This is a genomic window from Polynucleobacter sp. 15G-AUS-farblos, from assembly GCF_018882445.1.
Lineage (GTDB): Bacteria > Pseudomonadota > Gammaproteobacteria > Burkholderiales > Burkholderiaceae > Polynucleobacter.
Map to the genome: position 1 here is coordinate 588,128 of NZ_JACVOM010000001.1, position 23,554 is coordinate 611,681.

21 protein-coding genes are annotated in these 23,554 nt (G+C 43.9%); 1 reads left to right on the forward strand and 20 read right to left on the reverse strand.

Annotated elements, in window-relative coordinates:
• Positions 1–6: 6 nt before the first annotated feature.
• The 20 genes from dxs to bchF all read right to left on the reverse strand — a co-directional run bounded on the left by dxs (position 7) and on the right by bchF (position 22,493).
• Positions 7–1,884, reverse strand: a complete 1,878-nt coding sequence (gene dxs, locus ICN41_RS02980; RefSeq protein WP_216291300.1) for a 1-deoxy-D-xylulose-5-phosphate synthase — start codon at positions 1,882–1,884, stop codon at positions 7–9.
• Between the two features lie 16 nt (positions 1,885–1,900).
• The gene (gene hemA / locus ICN41_RS02985; RefSeq protein ID WP_216291301.1) at positions 1,901–3,202 is read right to left on the reverse strand and encodes a glutamyl-tRNA reductase; all 1,302 of its coding nucleotides are present in this window, start codon (positions 3,200–3,202) and stop codon (positions 1,901–1,903) included.
• 13 nt (positions 3,203–3,215) lie between these two features.
• Positions 3,216–3,701, reverse strand: coding sequence for a TspO/MBR family protein (locus ICN41_RS02990; protein ID WP_216291302.1), 486 nt, complete (start codon positions 3,699–3,701; stop codon positions 3,216–3,218).
• Entirely contained in the window at positions 3,698–4,903 is a 1,206-nt protein-coding gene (locus tag ICN41_RS02995; protein ID WP_216291303.1) for a geranylgeranyl diphosphate reductase, read from the reverse strand. Before ICN41_RS02995 ends, ICN41_RS02990 begins: the two co-directional genes overlap by 4 nt.
• 3 nt (positions 4,904–4,906) lie before the next feature.
• Positions 4,907–6,235 carry a BCD family MFS transporter gene (locus ICN41_RS03000; protein WP_255537852.1) on the reverse strand — a complete coding sequence of 443 codons (1,329 nt, stop codon included), beginning with the start codon at positions 6,233–6,235 and terminating at the stop codon, positions 4,907–4,909.
• Positions 6,232–7,116 carry a chlorophyll synthase ChlG gene (gene chlG / locus ICN41_RS03005; protein WP_216291304.1) on the reverse strand — a complete coding sequence of 295 codons (885 nt, stop codon included), beginning with the start codon at positions 7,114–7,116 and terminating at the stop codon, positions 6,232–6,234. Before chlG ends, ICN41_RS03000 begins: the two co-directional genes overlap by 4 nt.
• 113 nt (positions 7,117–7,229) lie before the next feature.
• Positions 7,230–8,171 carry a 4-hydroxy-3-methylbut-2-enyl diphosphate reductase gene (gene ispH / locus ICN41_RS03010; RefSeq protein WP_216291305.1) on the reverse strand — a complete coding sequence of 314 codons (942 nt, stop codon included), beginning with the start codon at positions 8,169–8,171 and terminating at the stop codon, positions 7,230–7,232.
• Between the two features lie 13 nt (positions 8,172–8,184).
• Positions 8,185–8,943, reverse strand: a complete 759-nt coding sequence (gene puhE, locus ICN41_RS03015; protein WP_216291306.1) for a putative photosynthetic complex assembly protein PuhE — start codon at positions 8,941–8,943, stop codon at positions 8,185–8,187.
• A 6-nt stretch (positions 8,944–8,949) separates the two neighbouring features.
• A complete protein-coding gene (acsF, locus tag ICN41_RS03020; RefSeq protein ID WP_216291307.1) occupies positions 8,950–10,026 on the reverse strand; it encodes a magnesium-protoporphyrin IX monomethyl ester (oxidative) cyclase in 1,077 nt (358 codons plus the stop codon).
• Positions 10,023–10,376: a hypothetical protein gene (locus ICN41_RS03025; RefSeq protein ID WP_216291308.1), complete on the reverse strand. Its 354-nt coding sequence runs from the start codon at positions 10,374–10,376 to the stop codon at positions 10,023–10,025. Before ICN41_RS03025 ends, acsF begins: the two co-directional genes overlap by 4 nt.
• A 2-nt stretch (positions 10,377–10,378) precedes the next feature.
• Positions 10,379–10,810, reverse strand: a complete 432-nt coding sequence (gene puhC, locus ICN41_RS03030; protein WP_216291309.1) for a photosynthetic complex assembly protein PuhC — start codon at positions 10,808–10,810, stop codon at positions 10,379–10,381.
• Positions 10,811–10,818: 8 nt separating this feature from the next.
• Positions 10,819–11,499 (reverse strand): photosynthetic complex putative assembly protein PuhB, encoded by a 681-nt coding sequence (puhB, locus tag ICN41_RS03035; protein WP_216291310.1) that lies wholly within the window; start codon positions 11,497–11,499, stop codon positions 10,819–10,821.
• The gene (gene puhA / locus ICN41_RS03040; RefSeq protein WP_216291311.1) at positions 11,496–12,260 is read right to left on the reverse strand and encodes a photosynthetic reaction center subunit H; all 765 of its coding nucleotides are present in this window, start codon (positions 12,258–12,260) and stop codon (positions 11,496–11,498) included. Before puhA ends, puhB begins: the two co-directional genes overlap by 4 nt.
• A 21-nt stretch (positions 12,261–12,281) precedes the next feature.
• Positions 12,282–13,712: a BCD family MFS transporter gene (locus tag ICN41_RS03045; protein WP_216291312.1), complete on the reverse strand. Its 1,431-nt coding sequence runs from the start codon at positions 13,710–13,712 to the stop codon at positions 12,282–12,284.
• Positions 13,709–14,413 carry a magnesium protoporphyrin IX methyltransferase gene (bchM, locus tag ICN41_RS03050; protein ID WP_255537853.1) on the reverse strand — a complete coding sequence of 235 codons (705 nt, stop codon included), beginning with the start codon at positions 14,411–14,413 and terminating at the stop codon, positions 13,709–13,711. The genes ICN41_RS03045 and bchM overlap by 4 nt, the downstream gene beginning before the upstream one ends.
• The gene (gene bchL / locus ICN41_RS03055) at positions 14,413–15,324 is read right to left on the reverse strand and encodes a ferredoxin:protochlorophyllide reductase (ATP-dependent) iron-sulfur ATP-binding protein (protein WP_216291313.1); all 912 of its coding nucleotides are present in this window, start codon (positions 15,322–15,324) and stop codon (positions 14,413–14,415) included. Before bchL ends, bchM begins: the two co-directional genes overlap by 1 nt.
• Complete coding sequence (locus tag ICN41_RS03060; RefSeq protein ID WP_255537854.1) at positions 15,324–19,106, reverse strand: magnesium chelatase subunit H; 3,783 nt, start codon at positions 19,104–19,106, stop codon at positions 15,324–15,326. Before ICN41_RS03060 ends, bchL begins: the two co-directional genes overlap by 1 nt.
• Positions 19,096–20,721, reverse strand: coding sequence for a ferredoxin:protochlorophyllide reductase (ATP-dependent) subunit B (gene bchB, locus ICN41_RS03065; RefSeq protein ID WP_216291315.1), 1,626 nt, complete (start codon positions 20,719–20,721; stop codon positions 19,096–19,098). Before bchB ends, ICN41_RS03060 begins: the two co-directional genes overlap by 11 nt.
• Before the next feature lie 9 nt (positions 20,722–20,730).
• Entirely contained in the window at positions 20,731–22,023 is a 1,293-nt protein-coding gene (locus ICN41_RS03070) for a ferredoxin:protochlorophyllide reductase (ATP-dependent) subunit N (RefSeq protein ID WP_216291316.1), read from the reverse strand.
• Complete coding sequence (gene bchF / locus ICN41_RS03075) at positions 22,020–22,493, reverse strand: 2-vinyl bacteriochlorophyllide hydratase (protein ID WP_216291317.1); 474 nt, start codon at positions 22,491–22,493, stop codon at positions 22,020–22,022. The genes ICN41_RS03070 and bchF overlap by 4 nt, the downstream gene beginning before the upstream one ends.
• 210 nt (positions 22,494–22,703) lie before the next feature.
• Here bchF and ICN41_RS03080 point away from each other — a divergent pair, with 210 nt between their 5' ends.
• On the forward strand, positions 22,704–23,537 hold the full coding sequence (locus ICN41_RS03080; protein ID WP_216291318.1) for a B12-binding domain-containing protein: 834 nt from the start codon (positions 22,704–22,706) through the stop codon (positions 23,535–23,537).
• Positions 23,538–23,554: the final 17 nt, after the last annotated feature.

Consider the following 23,554-nt stretch of genomic DNA (forward strand, 5'->3'; position numbering starts at 1 on the left):
TAATGTCTAAGCTAGTCGCGCTATGACTCTTTGCTTTATCTTTTCTGGAGAGAGTCCATATAGATCTAAGAGGAAATTCACTTCACCATGCTCGACATATTCGTCAGGCAATCCGATTTGCATAGACTCAATTTGAATATTTTGCTCGGCCAGGACCTCGAGACAGGCGCTACCAGCACCACCCTTCACTGCACTATCCTCAACAAAAACCAAAGCATCATGAGTGCGCGCAATATTGATTAATAACGCTTCATCTAATGGCTTCACGAAACGCATATCAATCACGGTTGCATTAAGCTCTTCTGCCACTGGTAGAGCGTTATATAGAAGTGGACCAAAACAAACAAAGGCAATCTTCTTATTGGGCTTCTGCTTCTCAGAAATTGATCTGACAACCCTACCCTTACCTAGAGCTAAAGGCTCTAATGCCTGACCAGTAGTTTCTGAACCGATTCCTGCCCCACGTGGATAACGTACTGCCGCCGGTCCATCATGCATGAAGGCAGTGGTCAGCATTGCGCGACACTCTTGCTCATTCGATGGCGTCATGAGAACCAAATTAGGTAGGCAACGTAAAAATGCTACATCAAAGGCGCCCGCATGGGTTGCACCATCAGCGCCAACTATACCGGCACGATCAATTGCAAACACAATCGGTAAATTTTGCAAAGTGACGTCATGAATCAGCTGATCGTAGCCACGCTGCAAGAAAGTGGAATAAATTGCAACAACCGGCTTTAATCCTTCACAAGCAATCCCTGCTGCAAATGTAACGGCGTGCTGCTCTGCAATTCCGACATCGTGGTAACGATCTGGGAAGCGCTGCTCAAATTCAACTAACCCAGAACCTTCGCGCATCGCGGGAGTAATGGCGATGAGACGTTGATCTTGCTCACCCATATCGCATAACCACTCACCAAAAACTTGCGTATATGTTTTCTTACTTGAAGGTTTAACTTGAATACCTTCTGCGGGATCAAATTTTCCAGGCCCATGATAAAGAATAGGATCGCTTTCAGCTAATGAATACCCTTTCCCTTTCTTGGTAATAATATGCAAGAACTGCGGACCTTCGGTTTGCGCTAACACCTTAATGTTCTCTAAAGTTGCTACCAAGACATTTAAATTATGGCCATCTATAGGGCCGTAATAGTCAAAACCGAATTCTTCAAAAATCGTTGCTGGTCCAACCATTCCTTTGGCGTGACCTTCTAGCCTTTTGGCAAATTCACGAATCGGTGGAGCTACAGAGAGGACTTTATCTAAACCTCTTTTTGTGGCAGCGTACATTGAGCCAGAAATCAATTTCACCAAGTAGCGATTCAGTGCTCCAACCGCAGGTGAAATGGACATCTCGTTGTCATTCAGAATAACAATCAAAGGCACTTTTTTATTTACGCCCGCATTATTCATTGCCTCAAATGCCATACCGGCACTCATAGCACCATCCCCGATGACCGCAATGACATTACGTGCTTCATTTTTGGCTTTTGCAGCGACAGCCATTCCCAAAGCAGCAGAAATACTCGTAGATGAATGAGCAGTTCCAAAGGAATCGTATTCACTCTCGCTTCGCTTAGGAAAGCCAGAGATGCCACCATACTGCCTTAGGCCCGCCATAGAATCTCGGCGACCCGTCAAGACTTTATGTGCATAGCTTTGATGACCTACATCCCAGACAATTCGATCATAGGGAGTATCAAAGACATAGTGCAAGGCTAGCGCTAATTCAACCGTTCCTAAATTAGACGATAAGTGACCACCAGTATTTGAGACAGAGCTCAATATAAAATTGCGCAATTCTCTAGCGATTTGCGGTAACTTAGCCGCTTCATACGCTCGCAGATCATCCGGATTTGTAATGGTCTCTAGGAGGTTAGTCATTTTTAGCATAGCCGCCTCACTTCGATGAATAGATTTTAGAGATGATTTTTTTATATTCTTCTAAGTTTTCATTAGAAGAATGCTTCAAAGCATGGATTGGAGCGTGCATAAATTTATTGGCCAATGCAATAGCCATATGCGAGAGGACCACCATAGGATCATCACCATTGGCAATTCTTCTGGTGGCCTTTTCTAGCTCAATCTTTTGATATTGCTCACCCACATCTTGAATGGTCTTAATAATAGGTACAACTGCTCTTTTTTCTAAAGTTTCATAAAACTCCAGAACGCCTTTTTCAATAATCTTCTCTGCTTCACCGATAGATTCAAGACGGTTGGCTTTACCAGCATTGACGATCTCACCTAAGTCATCAATCGAATAGAGGTAAGCATTTTTTAAACTCTTAATTTCGGGCTCAAAATCTCTTGGCACCGCCAAATCAATCAAAGCAATCGGGCGAGACTGACGGGCTTTCAATGCGGTTTTCACCATGCCCATACCAATAATTGGCAGTGAACTAGCTGTACAAGAAACCACCACATCGTATTGATACAAATGCTGAGCTAAATCAGCCAAAGGAAAGACTTCAGTCTTTAAATTTTGATTGTTAAATGTTTGAATTAACTCACTACCCCGATCCATGGTTCGATTGGAGATAGCAATCTTTTTAGGATTTTTACCAGCAAAGTGACTTGCGCAAAGCCCAATCATTTCCCCGGCGCCAATAAACAAGACATTGCATTCGCTTAGCTGCCCAAAAATACGTTCGACTAACTTCACAGAGGCACCTGCCATCGAAACAGAATGGGCGCCTATTTGAGTATTGCCACGCACTACTTTGGCAACTGAAAATGTTTTATCAAATAATGGCTTTAAATAAGATCCTAAAGTTCCAACCTGGCTAGCGTTCTCAATGGCCTTTTTCAATTGACCCAAGATTTGCGTCTCGCCTAGGACCATGGAATCGAGACCACTTCCCACTCTAAAGGCATGTTTTACTGCATCACTCTCCTTGGCAGAGTAGATATACGGCTTTAATTCATTTTGCTGAACATTATTCTGGGCTGCAAGCCATTCAAAAGCGCGATTTTCTAAATGATGATCCTCATAGTCAACATCATTGGCTGCACAATAAATCTCCATACGATTACAGGTAGATAGAATCGCAACCTCTGGCTGATGTTCAGCACTCTCTCTATGTAAGTATTTTCTTAAATCTATTAAAGAGTCTTGCAAAACTTCGGGCGCAATCGCCACACTCTCCCGGATATCAATCGGAGCTGTGTGGTGATTTACACCGAGGTTTAGCAACTTCATACTAGGCATATGCTCAGTAAGCTCCTGGATTAAGGACTAAGGTTTCCCAATTTAGACGCATGGCGATAGTTACCCAAATTAAATAAGGCACCATCAGATAGGCCGCAACTCTACGTATTGGCCACATGACTAATATGATGGCTAGCACTGAGCCCCAGAGGAAAAAGGCTTCCACAAAAGACCAGTCGGGGTGCTGCATCCGGAAATAAAAGACACTCCACAGCACATTCAAAAATCCATTCAAGAAGAAAAGAATGTTGATAGTATTTTTTTGAGACTGTGTCGGACGACTATTAAATGCAACCATCCACGCTAAAGCAGACAGAATAAAAATAATGGTCCAAATTACACCAAAGGACCAATCTGGTGGTTTCCAAGGCGGCTGGATTAATGAGAAATACCAAGGCCCCAATTTGGTGGCTAAACCACCCAAGACTGAGGTGGCAACCATCCATCCAGCTATCAACCACAAATACTTATGTTGGAAAAATATTTTCATACTTTTGCGAGACCTAAGAGGTGCCCCATATCCTTAATAAATATCTTGAGATGTGCCATAGGCTTCTTACGTACTAACTTTTTATTCATGTAGGACTCAAAAGTCAGCTTTTGAACATCCTTGTCCTCGCACATCTTGACAAAGCTCTCACGTCTTTTATCTGTTGAGTACCAAAAATATTGCATGATGCCTAAAACAATAAAGGTCATGCGATGCTCTTTCATGAAGCGCTTACGTGCGAGCTTGAGTTTTGCCGGATCATTACTTTCGACAAATTCAGCAACAGCTTCAGCCGCTAACTGACCACCCAGCATCGCGTAGTAAATACCTTCTCCAGATGCAGGAGCAACTACGCCAGCTGCGTCGCCTGCTAAAACAACTTGCTGACCATCGTCCCACCTCTTGAGAGGTTTCATCGGCAAAGGCGCCCCTTCATGCCGAATCAATTCAGCACCCTCTAAGCCAATATCTGCACGCAGCTTGGCTACTGCATTTCTGAGTGAAAAGCCTTTATCCGCACTGCCAGTGCCAACGCTGATGGTGTCACCATGTGGAAATACCCAACCATAAAAATCAGGTGATACAGGTTTTTGATATAAAACGTCACATCTCGTTGCATCAAAAGAGAGTGGTTTATCGGTAGGGGTTTTAATAATCTCATGGTAGGCAAATACATAATTTGCCTCAGCACATCCTGGCACCCCAGCGCTTCTTCCCACTTGTGATTTTGCGCCATCAGCCCCAACTACCGCTTTCGTTAAAACGCTTTTTAATGCGCCTTGATCACCATCCCGCGCACCACGCGAGCGATAGTAGATCCGCACATTGGATCCTTCTCGTTTCAGAAATTCAAATAAGCCATCTTCACGGGTTGCGCCTGCAGCAACTGCACGCTGTCTTAACCATTCATCAAACTGAGCGCGATCTACCATTCCGACAAAACCATTTTCAATCGGAATATCTACTGTTTTTCCCAGTGGCGATACCATCCTTGCAGATTTTGCTTTGGCAACCAATAGCTCATCTGGAATTTGAAAGTCTTTAATTAAACGCGGCGGAATCGCACCGCCACAGGGTTTAATACGACCACGCTTATCTAATAACAAGACTTGCTTGCCCTTTTCAGCCAGCGTTTGAGCAGCAGTGGCACCAGCAGGTCCACCACCAACTACTACTGCGTCATAAATAAATTCTGTCGTCATGTTTCACCTCGCTCCACTAGGACTACTGGTTTTGCTCTCAACTTGAGATGCCATATATGCGGAAGCAATAAAGAGAATTGCTTCAATAAAAAAGACCGATGAATACGCAAATGCCGGATTAGTAAAGATAGATCTCGCAAGATCACTAGCGCCAGCACCCAAAAGACCACCCAAGCCAAATGCAATTGCTTGAGCGCCACCCCAAAGGCCAATCCTGACGCCCTCTTTACCAGAACCTCCCACTACAGCCAATCGCATCATGGAAGCAATCGCTGCAATAGAAAATGCACCGTTGGCTAAACCCAAAACAAATACATTGAGTTTTAAGGGCCAGGCACCTTCGACAATGCCAGCGAGCACCAAACCAAACATCGCCATTGCTGACGCAAGGCAGCCATAAATCATCCAGGATCTCAGGGATCCAAAATAAGGCCTCAATCTGCTGGATCCACAAATCGCCACTAGAAGCATTCCTGTCAACACTCCTGAATGCTGGATACCAGAGAGGCTAGTAGTCTCACCCAAGGAGTATTTAAAAACAATTCCAGCGAAAGGTTCCAAAATTAAATCTTGCGCGCTAAAGGCAAACATCGACAGAAAAATAAAGATGGTGAATTTTCTAGTATCCGAATCAGCCAAAATATCCGCTAAGGCTTTTCTAAAAGGTGTTTTTTTCTCGCTACTAATGGGTTTATTTTCTAGCTCATGCCCCTCTAATTTGTAGAGAGCCAATACTGTCAATACACAAGCAATCGAAGAAATAATTCCGGAGATCAGAATGACTTTTTCTGGAGAATAGGGATCCAAAAATTTTCCTGCAATGCCGCTCGTAAGGGCAAAACCAAAAATCATCATCAGCCAGACAGTAGTCGCTGCTGCTGCTCTTCTGTCATCGCTCACACCCTTTGCCAATAGCGCTAACAAGGATGTGCCACTCATACTCACACCAATACCAATCAAGAAGAAGGCAACAATAGCCGCCGCAATACCAAAGATTAAGTTCACACCCATGAGGGTTGTGGCGATAGCCGCACCAAATCCACCAAGCGCTAATAAACCTATGCCACCAATGATCCACGGGGTTCTTTTAGCGCCGATATCAGACTCAAATCCCATCCGTGGCCGAATGACTTGAACAAAATAATGAATAGCCACTAACAAACCTGGAAGGCTCGCAGGCAAGGCCAACTCCACAACCATAATGCGATTTAATGTTGAAGTAGTCATGACGACAATAGCGCCAATGGCTGCCTGTACTAAGCCAAGACGCACAATACTGATCCACCCAAAGGTAGATGATTGATAAAGAGGCTGTGTCATAGCAATGCTCATGACTGCACTCCTAAACTATTCACTGCAAATGCAGCCACCATCATTCCCGAGACCAATAAAGGGACTCCAAAGCCGCTATAGAACAGGGCTTTCTCAATCGGCTTTTTCAAAAAGTCCCTTAGCAATAGAATCTGCCCGATCATGAGTCCACCAATGACAAATGCATAAATAGGCTTATCCCAATACAGGAGCAAGCCGAGGACAAGGAGTTGTGGGACCAACATCATCAGCGCAGAAACTTGAGCAGCCTTGAATGCACCAAGCTGAACAGGCAAGGAACGCACGCCCATTTGTCGATCGCCTTCAATGGCCTTGAAATCATTCAAAGTCATGATGCCGTGCGCGCTCGCACTATAAAGACCTGCAAGTATTAGTGAAGGCTTGCTAGGTATTACTCCTCCCGAGAGCAAAGTTGCTCCAGTAACCCAAGCTAAGCCTTCGTAACTAACTCCACATGCAAGATTGCCAAGCCAACCATTATTTTTAAATCGGATTGGCGGCATGCTATAGAGCCATGCCAACACTAAAGCCAAGATGGTTGCCAGAAATCCAATGGGGCCCAAAAAGCTTCCGACCCATAATGAAATGAATGACCAAATCAACGCGATATACAAACCCCATCTACCTGGAATGCGACCTGATGGAATAGGTCGATTAGGTTCATTGATTGCATCTACATGTCTGTCATACCAATCATTGACTGCTTGACTAGATGCACACACTAGAGGTCCAGTAAGCAATAAACCCAGGAAAAATATTGGCAGATTGTCAGCAATCTGCTCACTGCCAGTAATCGATCCACAAGCAAATGCCCACATTGGCGGGAACCAAGTGATGGGCTTTAAAAGCGTCAAAATTGCTTTGGGATCTGGCAGCTTCATGCAAATGATTTTGTCATTGACATTTAAAAGTGTCAATTAAATTTGACACTTTTTATGCTGATTTTTACCAGTGAAAACCCTTATATATCAAGGGGTAAGGCCTATTTTGAGGCTTAAGCTGCTTTCAGCAGGCCTTTTGGTAAAGAAAAGTTGACGGTTTCCTCGATTCCCATCATCGGAACCACCGAACCCCGGCAAAGGGAGTTAATCGACTCAATAATTGTCGCTGTGAGGGCCTCTGGGGCAGAAGCGCCAGCGGTTACCCCGATATTCTTCACGGATTTGAACCATTCGGCCTGAATCTGCTGGGGATCATCCACCAAGAATGCCGGCACATGCAGACTGCTTGCAAGCTCTTGCAGTCGCTTCGAATTAGAACTATTTTGACTGCCCACCACAATGACGACATCGACATGGGGAACCATGGCCTTTACAGCGTCTTGTCGGTTTTGGGTTGCATAACAAATATCCTGACGTTTAGGCGCATGAATCTGTGGATATTGATGAATGAGAGCTTCGGTAATTTCTAAAGTCTCATCAACCGATAAAGTCGTTTGAGTGACATAAGCAAGCAAATCCTCTTTGCCAAAAGGAAGCTTGTCTACATCCGATACATGCTCAATTAAATGAATAGAAGAATCCACTTGTCCCATCGTGCCCTCTACCTCTGGATGACCACGATGACCAATCATAATAATTTGATAACCACGCTCTTTTAAGCGAACAACCTCAGCATGCACTTTAGCCACTAGGGGGCAAGTAGCATCGAACACCTGAAATTGACGTTCGTCTGCTTCATACCGAACCGCTTTAGAAACACCATGTGCACTAAAAATTAATATCGCGCCTTTAGGCACTTTATCTAACTCATTAACAAAAACGACGCCGCGGGCCTCAAACTCTTTCACAACATAGGCGTTATGGATAATTTCATGACGCACATACACAGGGGCTCCATACTGCTTCAGCGCTTCCTCTACGATGAGGATAGCCCTCTCTACTCCCGCACAAAAGCCGCGGGGTTGAGCTAAGTAGATCGTTTTATATGAGCCCATAATGTACCGTCAATTAACGATGATTTTTATAGCCCCACTTCCATAGCAGCTCACTAGGAAATGGCATGATCAGGAATAAATGCTCCAACAATCCAAGCGCTATGAGTGTTCCCAATAAAGCAGAGGAAGTTATTTCATAAGCAGAGGACTCAGAAGCAGCACGTGTCCAAATGGGAACCAGGAAGATCACTGAAAGCAGAATAGAAAATGGCATTAAGAAATTCATTGCTCTACGTTTAAAGTAAGTAATGAGATATTTCAAATGCTGTGGCAAGAATGCTTCATTGAAATTTAATACGCCCAAGAAAATATTAATCTTGGTGCTTTGACGCATTCCCCACAAGATGACATAGGTCCATAAGCCAGTTTGGTTTACAGCGTCCATGTTCATGAGGAAGATAACAACACCCAAACTGAGCAAAGTCAGCTCGTGATAATTAATAGTCTGAAATGCATACCAAGCTCGTCTCATACCGCTAAGACCAGTAGGACAATCTGAACGCCTGGATCCAGTAATGTAGCCCAGTAAAAAGGCTAACTCTTGCCAACCCCAAATCATAATGGCGCAAGTGAATGAACAATACGCAGCAGCAACAGTGGTTTGCTGACTCGAGATTTCTAAACCCCAAAATGCCATCAACAAAACAATTATTGAAAGTGCAAAGATCGTCTTGAAAAAACGCTTTGGCAAACCATTCAGTTTCAAAATAAGACCCGTGCTAAACCACCATACAAAGATGGTGAATATCAGGGGGCTTATCCAAAAATACATTGATACTTACCAGACAGGTGCCAAACGAATATCAGCCGGTAGCTCATTTGGAACTACTGGTAAAAGATAAATATGAACGAAGGTAGCCGCGGCCGATACCGCCAAAGCGCCACGCTTGATTGCTGAGAAGAATCCACCCTTTTGCTTCAGCTCTTCAACTTCATCAGAGATCTTTCTCAACTTTTCAAAACCCTTCCAAACCCTTGGGTCATCTAAATTAATGGTGAATGGGAATACTTGCTTCGAAATTTCTGAAGTGATCTTGAGAACCTCACGGTCATAGTCTGTTGGAGAGACGCCAAGTGCCTTATGAAATTCTGGTCTTGAATGATCGCGAACATACATCGTTGCATAAACAGCGATCAGGAAAAAACGAATCCACAAACGATTCACACCGGTAAGTAACTTAGGATTGGCGCGCATTAATAATGCAAAAGCTTCACCATGGCGGAATTCATCGTTGCACCATTTTTCAAACCAGAGAAAAATCGGGTGAAAACGCAATTCTGGGTTCTTTTGAACAATACGGAAAATAGCGATATAGCGTGCATAACCGATCTTCTCGGAAAGATACGTGGCATAAAAAATAAACTTCGGCTTAAAGAAGGTGTACTTTTTAGTTCTTGCCAAAAATCCTAAATCAACACCAATACCAAAATCTTTCAGCCATTGGTTAATAAAGCCCGCATGCCTGCTCTCATCTCGAGCCATATAGGTAAATAGGCTTTTGAGATCTGGGTTGCTAATCGATTTCTTAATTTCTGAATACAGGACACAACCTGAGAATTCAGAAGTAATAGAGCTAATCAAGAAGTCTAAAAACTCTTGATATAGCCCTTCTGGAAGATGGGAATAATCCTTGGACATATCCTCAGGCCGCTGAAAGTGGGTCTGATTAATATCCTGATCAAACTCCCGCATTAAGCGATCCCACTCGGGTCTAACTGATGAGATATCAAAGCGATCCATCTCATCAAAGTCTGTTGTATAAAAGCGAGGACTCAGAATGGTATTTTCAAGAGCGCGGTCTGTGGACTCATTGAGAGGACGCCCCATAGGCATTGTTGATGCATTGGCACTCATACCTTCACTCCTTCATTCAAAATCATTGTTACCGTCTCTTTGCTAGGCATCTGCCTTGGATATTTTTTAGCCTTACTAAATCGTGTGGTGGAAAAACTGACCTCATAGAGCATCGTGACTTCTAGTCTTGCTGTGAGATATACCCACAGTCGCGAGAAGATGCCTGCCTTAGAAACCGTCGCAGTGCGCTCATAACTTAATACTTCACCAAAGGAGATATCTACTATTGGGTCGTGGACCAATACTTCATCACCAGGGCCAACCTGGACGCCACTCAAATCAACGTGAGCGTAAAGAAATTCAGCCGTATTGGACATATCAACCTGACAGGGAACAATTTGTTTTGACATAGTTATCTCGTGTTATTTAAAAATGCTGCAAATTCTGCTGCGTTATCTTTTCCGAATGACTCTAAGTCAATTCGATTTTTTGTTGCTAGATCGGTTAAGGTGAGCCTTCCGTCAGGACGGCTGACTAATTCAAATGCATCATCGCTCGAGATTTGACGGATGCGACGATCACGAGCAAGGGCTCTCAAAATACCTCTTATAAAGCCAGCCTGACCTTCAACCTCAGCAATCATTTGACCGCTTTCTGCCGAAATCACACCAACCGAACCATTTGGAAGGTCTCTAAAGTGCAAGATTCTCTTAGCTATCACTTGAGTATCTGTTTGCTGCTCCAACTTTTCAGATCGATCATAAGTTGCAACAAGCAGAACCACTACCGCCAGCAATGAGGCAATGAACAATGCAATATAGTTTTGCATCTGGGCGGTATTCATACGCAAGATCATGCTGTTTCAACCCCTGAGTATGCATTCTTTGAATCTTTTGATTTAGCTTCACCCAGTTGAACAGAACGAGCAATGACATTATTTTGTGCTGCCCAAGCATCCACCAAAATTTTAGCCACTTCAGGGCAGTTTTTAATTCCTCTTAAAGCTGGTTGCGGTACTGCCCACTGTCCTGGTCTTGCATGAGGCCATAAATGAAAAATCGCAATTTTCGTTTCCTTGCTCAATTTCAGATAAATGTCGCCTGACTGCTCTTTAGTTAATCCGCAATCCGCTAACTCAATCATCTTCAATGGAAAATTAAAAGTCATATTGAGCACAATTCCAATGCGCATCACTACGCGTTTATTGGTAATCGTATATACCGCTGTAGAAGCAATCAAATATCCAAGCAGACCAATCAAACCCAAACCTAACGCAGATATGGCCATAATGCGAAGAGCAGCAAATGCAATGCTGGTCAGAGCCTCACCTTCAGACAATCCGGTGGCAATGCTATAGGCTAAAAGCAATCCAAAGTAGATGCCTAGCATTTTGATATGAAAGACCCGAGACAAGATCTCCTTCGTATCAGGAGATCCTTGCCACAAGATACGCTCGCCCTCAGGCAATCTTTCAGGCAGCCCAAACTCAGGCTCAAACTCATGCTCTGGACTGTGATGAATGTCCGGACTCATATTAGTGGCTCCTGGCGCTCAGGTGTTGCGTACAGAGTGCCCGCACCAAAGTAAGCCATGATTTTTTCTTCCTCTAATAAAGTCACCTCTTCTGGATGCTTAGTTTTAGGAACTTGTGCGAACTGACCTGACAAAATAGATTGCACTTGAATATCTTGTTTTCCAATACGGGAAAAGTTCACCGGTAGCAAGACCTTATTGCCATCAGCATCGACCTCAAGATAGCGAATCATCATTTCCATATGGTCTACCCATACATCAGTCACCTTACCGCCTTTATTACCATCAGCACCAATCACATCCAAACCAATTGGATTGATATCAATTTTAGAAATCGCCATATGTGGAAGATTTCTTAAAGGACGAATCCGCGCATGACCTTCTAGGTCGTAATCCACATGATCGGCACGATTGGCGTATGAGCCAGGACCAACACCAGCCAACAGAGGGTTTCCTACTGGAGATAAAGGTGCTCCATTCCATGGATGAATAGGAACCGCAGAAACTTTCTCTGGCTCTGGGGGTGTTTCAAGCGGAGCGTAATAGGTTTTGCCAAACTCTGTGACAAATTTTTTCACTCTTGGCATACCCAAGATGCCGTCTTCACGACGAACCTGTCCATAACGCTCAGTTTCCAATGGAAACCCTTCTCGCTTACTTTCTAATGTTAGATAAATAATTAACCCAACAAAGAAAAGTAGGAATATATAAAACACGACTTGAGCTACGTCGATATATTGTGTAATTGCACCCGTACCCATAATTCTCCCCTTCCTTAAAAACTAGCCTGGAAAATCAGCTAGACCAAACTTACCCATTTTTGAAACATTTAATGATGTCCTCTTAGCCACCAAAGGACCCAATGCAACTAAAGTAATAAACAACAAATAAATTTCAATGTGATAAACAAAGCTATAACCTGTAGCTGGGCTCATCAGTGCTGAACCGATCATTCCACTCATTGCCAACTCAGCAATAAGATCCCTGATGACGCCGCCTAAAGACATGCCAATCCCCGCACACGTTGCAGTAACTGCACCCCATGCTCCGATTACCATGCCGCTCATATTTTCTTGCTCCATACTCATTGCGATAGTCAAAGTACTGACCGCAAATAAGCCGCCGCTAAAGCCAATCAAGAGCGCGCCTAATCTGAATAAATTGGGAGATTCCAATGGCTCGGAGAAGATGACCATCGTAAATGCAATTAACCCTAGTAATAAACCCAGTGCAGCAATTCTGTAGGCATTGTGACCACGGCTTAACCATCTTGCCGAGAGCGAAAAGGCCATTAAGGATCCCAATGCAATTAAGGCAGTTAAAAAACTAGTCGCCGATACATTGAGATGCAATATCTCGCCACCGTAAGGCTCCAAAATAATGTCTTGCATGCTAAATGCTGTTGTTCCAAGACCGAGCATGATTAAAAACCGACGTACGTTTGGTTTTTTGATGAATTCATGCCAGCTCTGAGTGAATTTAGGCTGAGGAATCGCAGGGGAAGTCATTCTGGGCTGGCGAGCCTCTTGCTTCCATAAGGCAAATAAATTGAGAAACAAGGTGATGATGGCCACACCCTGAATGACCCTAATTAATTGCATAGGACTAAATGGCTTCAAAAATACACTGAAGAGGATGCCGCTAAACACCATGCCTACCAGCAACATGACATACATCATCGCGACAACACGTGGCCGATTTTTTTCATCAGCCAAATCCGTTGCCAAAGCCAAGCCAGCCGTTTGGGTTGTTTGCATACCCGCACCGATGAGCAAAAATGCTAGGGCACTGGCAAGATAACTAAACCATGCAGGCCAGTGAGTATCGCCAGAGAGCAAAATAAGGGCAAAAGGCATGATGGCAAGACCGCCAAATTGCAACCATGTCCCAATCCAAATGTAAGGAACTCTTCTCCAGCCTAAGATAGATCGGTGCGTATCAGACTTATGACCAATCAATGCTCTAAAGGGAGCAAAGACTAAGGGCAAAGCAACCATTAAGGCGACAAGCCATGCATCCATGCCCATCTCAACAATCATGACGCGATTGAGAGTACCAACCAATAAGGAGGTAGCCATACCAACGGATACCTGAAACAAAGATAGTCTTAAGAGGCGCCCCAATGGTAGATCAGGGGTGGCCACATCAGCAAAAGGCAAAAAGCGAGGGTTTATCCTCGTCCATGCCTTAGCGATCTTAAAAATACCTATCATGATCTTTTTTGCAACTCCAAAAGCTGGGATTTATAAAAGCCACTTGATACCAATTGAGTAAATGGCACTTCCCAATCGACAAACCATGGGGATTCATGAATCGACTTTTGCAACTTCACTTGACTAATGGGTTCAATAAATGGCGCCCGATCTCTTCTAGGGAATAAACGACCAACCCGAATCATGAGCTCCAGCGGTAAGGTGCTTGGTGCAAAAGTAAAGAGAATTTTCTCCTTGACGCGCGGGGCTAACTTCTCCAAAACAACCAGCATGTCTTTTGCACAGTAATGAATCATTGAGTCCATACCGATCACATAATCAAAATCGCCATAAGCCTCGTCTAGCATATCTCCTGCATAGAACTCAATATTTTGACGATCAGATTCAGGAATTCTGCTTTTAGCTAGCTCAATTAAATTAGGCGACAAGTCAACCGCAGTTACAAAAGCACCCCGATTAGCCAACTCAAGTGCTAGAGCACCTGTTCCACAGCCAGCATCTAAGACTCTTTTTCCTGAGAGATCCTCTGGCAAGCGACTAATGATGTTGTTGCGCATTTGATCGCGCCCAGCTCTGACAGTGGCACGAATACCGCTAACAGGCGCATCTGATGTCAGTTTTGCCCAGGCATCATTTGCGGTACGATCAAAATAGTCCTGTAACTTACCGCGTCTATCTAGATAAGAAATAGCATCCATCATTAATCAAATCCTAGTAAGTCAAAGATTTCACGGTCTTTTAGTGATTCCATAATCAACGGATCGTCATCCAAAAGAAGGCTTGCGGCTAAGCGGAGGTATTCCTCTTTCACTGCCTCAATCTCAGGTGTTGATTCCATCTCAAAGATCGTGCATTTTTTTAAGCGGCTTTTACGAATAGCATCTAAGTCTGGGAAATGCGCCATTTTCTTAAGGCCAACTCGATCATTGAATTTGTCAATCTGATCGGTATCTTGACTACGATTAGCAATCACACCACCTAAGCGGACGTTGTAGTTTTTTGCTTTAGCGCTAATCGCTTGAACGATACGATTCATCGCAAAGATAGAGTCGAAATCATTAGCGGCGACGATTAGCGCGCGGTCAGCATGCTGCAAGGGAGCCGCAAAACCACCACACACAACGTCACCCAAGACATCAAAAATAACAATGTCTGTGTCTTCTAACAAATGATGTTCTTTTAGGAGTTTGACAGTTTGACCTACAACATAGCCACCACAGCCGGTTCCCGCTGGAGGACCGCCCGCTTCAACGCACATAACTCCGTTAAAGCCCTCATACACAAAATCCTCTACACGCAACTCTTCGGAGTGGAAATCTACTGACTCGAGAATGTCGATTACAGTGGGGACCAACTTTTTAGTCAGCGTGAATGTAGAGTCATGCTTAGGGTCGCAACCAATCTGAATTACCCGCTTACCTAAAAGAGAAAATGCTGCGGAGAGATTGGAGGAGGTTGTACTCTTTCCGATTCCACCTTTGCCATATATAGCAAATACTTTGGCATTGCCAATTTTCTCGTTTGGATCAAGGTGAACTTGCAAGCTTCCCTCACCATCTAACGGCTTAGTCCGAGAACTGATTGAAGCAATTGGTACGTTAACCGTTTCCATTAAATAGGTACTCCCTCATAAACACCTTCAAGTCGATCTTCAAAGTCACTGGCAACGCGACGCAATGTTTCCAATACCGATGGCTCTGGCTTCCAATAATTTCTTTCTGACGCCTCTAATAAGCGACTAGCCACTTTCGCTGATGACGCTGGATTAAGACTCATTAATCGTTCCCGCATTTCGGGATCCAATATGAATGTTTGTGTAAGGTGCTGATATACCCATGGCTCAACTTGACCAGTGGTAGCAGACCAACCTACTGTATTTGTGAGGTGGCTCTCGAGTTGACGAACACCTTCATAACCATGCTTGAGCATGCCCTCATACCATTTAGGATTGAGCATGCGTGAGCGTGTTTCTAAGGAGACTTGCTCATTTAAGGTTCTCACTACTGCGTCACCCTTGGTTTGATCACCAATGTAAACCGGTGCGGCTTTACCGCCTTTAGCCCTACGTACAGCACGGCTCACGCCACCTAAGGTATCAAAGTAAGTATCAATTGTGGTTACACCCAACTCGATGGAGTCAAGATTTTGATAGGTCAACTCAACATCTGCAAGAATGCTATTGAGTAAATCGCTATGGAGTACTGGTGTCCCAGATCTTCCATAAGCAAAACTTTTACGACGGGTATATGTTTCAGCCAACTCGTTTTCATCACGCCATAGACCGTTATCAATCATCATATTGACATTGGCACCATAAGCGCTTTCGGCATTACCAAATACACGTAATGCAGCAGTCTCTAAATCGCAGTTATTACTAGCTTGATATGCTAGCGCATGCTTGCGAATGAAATTTTGCTCAAGTGGTTCATCTGCTGCTGCTGCTAGGTATGCAGCTTCGGCCAAAATCTTAATTTGCAAAGGCATGAGATCTCTAAAGATTCCTGAAATAGAGACCATCACGTCAATGCGGGGACGGCCCAACTCTTCTAGCGATATCAATTGAGCGCCCGCTAATCTTCCAAAACTATCAAAGCGTGGCAACGCGCCCATCAAGGCAAAGATTTGCGCAATCGGGCCACCTTCAGTTTTGAGGTTGTCTGTACCCCAAAGAACCATTGCTACTGATTCTGGTAATGGATTTCCATCAGCCTGATATCTTTCCAACAGTTTATTTGCTTGATACTGTCCATCTTTCATAGCGAACTTACTAGGAATGCGGAATGGATCAAAGCCATGTACATTTCTACCGGTTGGAAGCACCTGAGGATTTCTGAGTACATCACCACCTGGAGCTGGACGGATATAGCGACCCTCTAAGGCCTTGAAAATACCCTGCATTTCGCTGTCGGACTGCAAATCACGGTACATATTGAGCACCTGATTCAGCTCTTCCTTCAGACCAGGTATCAGATTCAGCTTTTGATCTTTAGCAAACTGCTCAAGATTTTCACAATGTATCAACGCATTCATAGACTCTCTGGAAAAATCTTGAATCTGTCCTTCTTGCACAGAGGCATAACTCATCAGCATATCTAGACTTTGCTCATCACTCATCTGACTACCTAATACATGCAATCCATAAGGAATCAGCGTGTACTCTAATTCTAGAATTTGCTCACTCAAATGCATTACTGCTTTGTTGACTGCATCTACATCTAAAGTCTTCCATACTGGCTCTGCAGAGACAAACTCCAGTGCAACTGCTTGTGCTTGCAATGAATCGATCAATTCCTGAGTATTGACATCCCAAGCTTGAGCATCTTCTTTAGGCGCTGCCTTGCGCCAATGCTCCACAGCTTCTTTTAACTCCAAGAGACCTTGGTATAAGCCTGCCTGAGAAACAGGAGGCGTCAGATAGCTAATGAGTGTTGCACCCGCGCGCCTCTTAGCAATCGCTCCCTCTGAAGGATTGTTTGAGGCATAAATATATAAGTTCGGTAAATCATGAATCAAACGATCTGGCCAGCATGAACCAGACATACCAGATTGTTTGCCTGGCATAAATTCAAGGGCACCATGCGTACCAAAATGCAAGACTGCCGAAGCGGCAAAATCTTCACGCAGGTAACGATAAAACGCTGAGAAAGCATGAGTAGGTGCAAATCCTTTTTCGTACAGCAAGCGCATTGGATCGCCTTCGTATCCAAATCCAGGCTGTAACGCTACAAACACATTTCCAAATTGCTTACCTAATACATAAATGGATGATCCATTACTCAGAAATTTTCCTGGTGCTGGACCCCATTGGGCCTCAATCTCTTTTAACCAAGGCTCACGCTTAATATGATCGTCTGCACTAATTTGCGCATGCACATTGGCATCAGTACTAAATTGCTTGGCATTTCCAATCAGAATCTGATCCCTAAATTCATCTAAAGAATTGGGTACGTCAACGGTATACCCTTCTGTCTTCAATCCCTTCAGAGTATTAAAAACAGATTCAAAAACACTTAAGTGCGCAGCTGTTCCCACTCTTCCAGCATTTGGTGGGAAGTTAAACATTACCAATGCCACTTTACGATTGGCACGTTCCGCTTTGCGAAGCGCAATTAACTTACTTACGCGAGCTGCCAACATGGCTGTGCGCTCTACACAGGTATGCATATCATGACGATTAATGCTCGCCTCAAACACGCAAGCCTTATGGCAACCCGTGCATTGAACATCCGCTTCGCCGGCACGACCACCAAATACCATTGGAACGATTGCGCCATCCAGCTCAGGGATTGCAATCATTAGAGTGTTCTCTACTGGCAATAAGCCGCGCTCAGAACCACCCCAATCATTGAGGGTTTGAAACTCCAAGGGCTGTGCCGCAAGATAAGGAACATCCAAGGAGGCCAATACCTCTTCTGCTGCTTTAGCATCGTTATAAGCAGGTCCACCCACTAAAGAAAATCCGGTTAAGGACACCACAGCATCGACGATATTTTTTCCATCTTGGAAAAAGAATTGCTCAATAGCTGGCCTAGCATCAAGACCTACCGCAAAAATTGGAAGTACTTGTAAGCCCTGCGCTTCCAAAGCGGCAATCGCTGAATCATAGTGCAGCGTATTACCAGCCAAAATATAAGATCTGAGTAGCAACAGACCTACCCTGCCTTTTGATTTCTTATCGCTAACCAACTTGGGTAAATCAGCTAAAGATTCACTCATGCGGCCCTGTAAGCGCGGATGATAGATGCCATTGTCTGGATAAATGACAGGCTCAACCAATTTCTCTTTGGTCTTAAACACTTCACGCTCGCCAGAGGCATAGCGATTTACTAAATTTTTGACCATATGGTAGAGGTTCTCTTCAGAGCCTCCTAACCAATATTGCAGAGTTAAAAAATAGGCTCTAACATCCTGAGCACCGCCTGGAATAAAGCGGAGGATTTTAGGCAAGCGGCGCAACATCCTCATCTGAGCAGCGCCACCAGTCTGAGATTTTTCTTTATTACCCCTGAGTCTTTTGAGTAAGCCGATCAAGCCACTAGCAGGCTTGCCCATATCAAAGCCACCCATACGGGTCAGGGTGACGATTTCTCCTGCGGACATGGCACACACCATCGCATCACAGTTCTCACGTCTTGCCTTGAGCGCTTCGATCACTGGCTTAAAGTGATCTTCCATGAAGAGCATAGTCACAATCAAGATATCGGCTGTCTCAATATCCTGAATACAGCTTGCTAGGGCATTGCTATCTACCGTCCAGCTTGATGCAGCATGAATCGTTAATTCCAAGCCAGGCATTTTCTTTTTTAGCGCATAGCGAGCTCTCTCAGTCGCACTGGCTAAATGCGTATCCATCGTCACAATCGTCACTCTCATGGAAGTACGCTTATCTGCCATAGTGAGCCTTTGCGTCATAGAGAGTTTCGATCGTTATTTGGCTGATACCGTGCTCTACTGCAAATTTTTCTGTATTACGTCGTGCTTTACCTCTAACAAAGAATGGAATCTTTCCCAATTCTTTTTCAGCAGCTGCGTCCCACAGATTGGCTGGATCACCGCCATTAAATACTTCCGCATTCACTTGGGTTGACTTTTGATCATCAGCTGCATCACTGACTAGGTCAGCAGTGCGTTTATTTTCAACCGGGCTTCCATGACCTAAATGCGATGGTGCAGCTTTGGCGCTAAATTCAAAGTCATCGCGGAACATCATGATGAGATGTTCTTCTAAACCCATCATCAGAGGATGAATCCAAGTATCAAATAAAACATTAGCACCTTCAAAACCCATCTGAGGGGAATAGCGCGCAGGGAAGTCTTGAACGTGTACTGGTGCAGAAATGACTGCACATGGAACGCCCAGTCTCTTAGCGATATGACGCTCCATCTGAGTTCCCAAAACTAAGTCTGGGCTTAATTCAGCCACTTTTTGCTCAACCTCGAGATAGTCATCGGTAATCAGCGCTTCTACATCGTAAAACTTAGCAGCCTCACGTACTTCACGCGCAAATTCGCGACTATAGGTTCCTAGACCAACCACCTTAAAGCCAATTTCTTCTGCGGCCACTTTGGCTGCAGCGATTGCGTGACTTGCATCGCCAAAGATAAAGACTCTCTTATCTGTTAAATAAGTGGAGTCAACTGATTTGGCATACCAGCGCGCCCTCTCTTCTTGCGAAGCCAAGATAGCTTCTGGATCAAGATTGGCTAACTGCGCTACTTCACGAATAAAGGCCTTAGTAGCTTTAGTGCCAATTGGAATAATTTTCGTAAATGGCTGTCCAAAGGTTTTGTTCAACCAAGTAGAAGTCAACTGGCTAATCTCAGGATAGAGTGACACATTGAAATCAGCTGCTGGGATCTTAGCCAGATCAGATACAGACGCATTTAAAGGAGCCACTACTCTGACTTCAATGCCCATAGACTCCAATAAACCCTGAATCTCTTGCACATCATCACGATTTCTGAACCCTAAGGCTGTTGGTCCCAAAATATTGCAAGTCGGTTTCTGGCCTTCTTGCTTACTAGCAGTGCGATTCTCTTGATACTGTTGCGCAGAAATGGATTTATCTACAGCCACTAAGCCACGAACAATGTGATAGAAAGTTTCTGAAGCACCCCAGTTTTCTTTTTTCTGATACGAGGGCAGCTCTAAAGGGATGACTGGGATAGGCAAACTTAATGCTTTTGCCAAGCCACCTGGATCATCTTGAATTAATTCTGCAGTACAGGAAGCGCCAACAATCATCGCCTTTGGCTGAAAACGCTGATATGCGCTATTAACTGAATCTTTAAATAATTGCGCTGTATCACCACCGAGATCTCTAGCCTGAAATGTAGTGTAAGTCACTGGAGGACGCTTACGTGAACGTCCAATCATCGTAAATAGTAGATCTGCGTATGTATCACCCTGAGGTGAGTGCAATACATAATGCAAGTCTGTCATCGAGGTCGCAATCCGCATTGCTCCAATGTGCGGAGGGCCTTCATATGTCCATAGAGTTAATTGCATCTGTTTCCCTTAAGCAGCTAATCTCATACTTCGATTTAAAGGACGGGCAAAGAGCTCTGCTAAATCAGCAGCTTGCTCGTAGCCGTGCACGGGACTAAATACCAACTCAATAGACCACTTAGTTGTAATGCCTTCTGCTTCTAGCGGATTAGCTAGACCTAAACCACAAACCACGATATCTGGCTTGTCTGAGCGGCAACGATCTAATTGCTTCTCAACATCTTGGCCTTCTACTATTCTTGAATTCTCCGGAAGCAACTCCAACTCTGCTTCAAGATGTTGCTTATGGAGATAAGGCGTTCCAATTTCCAATACTTTCATGCCGCATTCTTGAGAAAGAAAACGCGCCAATGGAATTTCTAATTGAGAATCCGGAAAGAAGGAAATACTTTTGTTTTCCAACATCGGTACATAGCGCTCCAAACTCTTTTTAGCGCGCTCTATTCTGGCTTGAGTCACTTCATTAAAGCGATCAGATGAAATGCCCCATTGATTTGCCGCAGCTTTTAACCAAGCCGTGGTTCCCTCTACGCCAAATGGGAATGGTGCTGAAATTCTTTTAGCGCCCCGCTCCTCAATTAACCTGGCTGTTTCAGCCAGGAAGGGCTGTGCCAAGAGATATTGAGTATTGGCGTGAATCTCTATTTTTTGCTGCGAATTTTTTGGCGGAAAAAACGTCACATTCTCAATTCCAAGCTCGGTAAAGAGGCGCTGAAATTGATCTTCAACCACATCTGGTAAGCAGCCAACAATCAGAAGATTTTTTTCTTGAGTAGCGACCTGCTTAGGTATCTCATTTACCAAAGAGGCTAAGCATGCATCCTCTCCTTGGGTAAAGGTGGTTTCAATGCCGCTACCTGAGTAACTCAAGATACGACAGTGATTTAAAAATTCTTTATTTAATCTTTGAGCTGCTCTTGAAAGGTCAAGTTTGATGACCTCAGAGGGGCAGGAACCCACTAAAAACAGCATCTTAATATCTGGACGACGAGTAAGTAGCGCCTTCACTACACGATCTAATTCCTCATGCGCATCAGCAATACCAGCCAGATCTCGATCATCGATAATCGCAGTAGCAAAACGTGGCTCTGCAAAGATCATGACGCCTGCGGCGGATTGAACCAGGTGTGCACAGGTACGGGATCCAACTACCAAAAAGAATGCATCTTGAATCTTGCGGTGAAGCCAAATAATCCCAGTGAGACCACAAAAAACTTCTCTTTGGCCACGCTCTTTATAAATAGGAATATTTTTTCCCGTCCTACTGATTTCATCTTTTGGTAAGTCGACAATAGCATTCATGCAGTCACTCCCTTGCTCATCTGCAAGCGGGCGATACGCAGTTTGTAAATAAATTGACCAGCGTTAATAAAGTAAGAGGCGTAAGCTGCTAAAGCGAGATACATTAATCCGCGTTGGCTTATTTCTCCCGCAATAAGGAAGTAGAGATACAGAGTATGTAAAAAAATGACCAACATACTAAAAACATCTTCCCAGAAGAAGCTCTCAGCAAAGAGATACTTTCCAAAAACAACTTTCTCCCAAATGCTGCCTGTTAGCATGATTAAATAAAGAAATACCGTTTTAATCACTACAGAAATCGTTGCTAATTCATAACCATTTCCAGTAAGCAGATATCTCAGCACTAAAGAGAGGCTTACAAGGCATACCAAAAACTGAATTGGGGCCAAAATTCCCTGAACCAGAGTCCACACTGTGGCATCGCGTCTTGCGCGTTGTTCAGGGCTATAAAGTGGCTTATAAGTCTTCATGTTTTCAGGTTGCTGTATCGGCTATGTGTAAACAAAACTTTACGCCAAAAAAGTCCTACAAAAACTAGTACTTTCCCTTATATAAGGGGTTAAAAGTAAGTACAAACCCTAGTTTATACAAATTTATTGCTTAAAATTGATCATAGGTGTAATAATTATTTTACATTTAATTGTCATTTGTATGGCAGGTACTACCATAGGGGCTGTTTAGTGAATTCATTAGCTAAAAAAGAACTCATCCGAGACGTGGTCAGCACTCAATTACCGGACTTAATTGAGGAGATTGAACGCAAAGTGGATGTGTCAGCATCCAGGACTTCCTCCAACCAAAATTGGGTACAAGAGCCTCGAGCAAGGCGAGATCAACATCCGAACTCGCTGAACCAAGAAGAAATCGATCAGCTCACCGGTCTTTTGTTAAACACTGAAGAAGGTGCATTTGAGTTTGCAATCACGGTTCTCAAAGCCCATGGAATGCCAATTGATTACATTGTTCTAGAACTCATTCCAGTAATTGCCAGAAAACTAGGCAAGGAATGGGAGGATGACACACTTAGCTTTGCAGATGTCTCTATTGGTGTAAGTAGGCTTGAGCGAGTGATTCACAAATTAGATTATCTCTTTCAAGCAAATCAACTTGAGCGGCAACAAGATAAATCGATTTTTATCTCTGGCTGCCCAGGCTCTCAGCACTCACTGGGCACTCTCATTTTTAGCAATTTTCTTACATTTTGTGGTTGGAAAGTTCATCGCCCTAAACAAGCTGACATTGAATCCATCACCTATGGAATCATGTCAAAGGAACACCAAGCTATTGCCATTTCTGTTTCAACTCTTGAGCAACTAGAACAACTTCCAAAGTTGATCAATTTACTCAGAGAAAAATCTAAGAACCCAGGAATTATTGTTCTTATTGGGGGGCCGCTTTATAATAAAGCGCCCGATGAATTTGAGCATATTCTGGCAGATATCAAAGCATTTAGTCCTGAGGAATCCGTTCAGAAACTTGAGCAACATCTTAGCCAATTAGAAAAAAATACTTAGATGCTTAAGTAAAGTAA

Coding starts and splice junctions, on each gene's coding strand:
- dxs (WP_216291300.1), bottom strand. CDS start 1,884: ATGACTAACCTCCTAGAGACCATTACAAATCCGGATGATCTGCGAGCG.
- hemA (WP_216291301.1), bottom strand. CDS start 3,202: ATGAAGTTGCTAAACCTCGGTGTAAATCACCACACAGCTCCGATTGAT.
- ICN41_RS02990 (WP_216291302.1), bottom strand. CDS start 3,701: ATGAAAATATTTTTCCAACATAAGTATTTGTGGTTGATAGCTGGATGG.
- ICN41_RS02995 (WP_216291303.1), bottom strand. CDS start 4,903: ATGACGACAGAATTTATTTATGACGCAGTAGTAGTTGGTGGTGGACCT.
- ICN41_RS03000 (WP_255537852.1), bottom strand. CDS start 6,235: ATGAGCATTGCTATGACACAGCCTCTTTATCAATCATCTACCTTTGGG.
- chlG (WP_216291304.1), bottom strand. CDS start 7,116: ATGAAGCTGCCAGATCCCAAAGCAATTTTGACGCTTTTAAAGCCCATC.
- ispH (WP_216291305.1), bottom strand. CDS start 8,171: ATGGGCTCATATAAAACGATCTACTTAGCTCAACCCCGCGGCTTTTGT.
- puhE (WP_216291306.1), bottom strand. CDS start 8,943: ATGTATTTTTGGATAAGCCCCCTGATATTCACCATCTTTGTATGGTGG.
- acsF (WP_216291307.1), bottom strand. CDS start 10,026: ATGAGTGCCAATGCATCAACAATGCCTATGGGGCGTCCTCTCAATGAG.
- ICN41_RS03025 (WP_216291308.1), bottom strand. CDS start 10,376: ATGTCAAAACAAATTGTTCCCTGTCAGGTTGATATGTCCAATACGGCT.
- puhC (WP_216291309.1), bottom strand. CDS start 10,810: ATGAATACCGCCCAGATGCAAAACTATATTGCATTGTTCATTGCCTCA.
- puhB (WP_216291310.1), bottom strand. CDS start 11,499: ATGAGTCCGGACATTCATCACAGTCCAGAGCATGAGTTTGAGCCTGAG.
- puhA (WP_216291311.1), bottom strand. CDS start 12,260: ATGGGTACGGGTGCAATTACACAATATATCGACGTAGCTCAAGTCGTG.
- ICN41_RS03045 (WP_216291312.1), bottom strand. CDS start 13,712: ATGATAGGTATTTTTAAGATCGCTAAGGCATGGACGAGGATAAACCCT.
- bchM (WP_255537853.1), bottom strand. CDS start 14,413: ATGATGGATGCTATTTCTTATCTAGATAGACGCGGTAAGTTACAGGAC.
- bchL (WP_216291313.1), bottom strand. CDS start 15,324: ATGGAAACGGTTAACGTACCAATTGCTTCAATCAGTTCTCGGACTAAG.
- ICN41_RS03060 (WP_255537854.1), bottom strand. CDS start 19,106: ATGGCAGATAAGCGTACTTCCATGAGAGTGACGATTGTGACGATGGAT.
- bchB (WP_216291315.1), bottom strand. CDS start 20,721: ATGCAATTAACTCTATGGACATATGAAGGCCCTCCGCACATTGGAGCA.
- ICN41_RS03070 (WP_216291316.1), bottom strand. CDS start 22,023: ATGAATGCTATTGTCGACTTACCAAAAGATGAAATCAGTAGGACGGGA.
- bchF (WP_216291317.1), bottom strand. CDS start 22,493: ATGAAGACTTATAAGCCACTTTATAGCCCTGAACAACGCGCAAGACGC.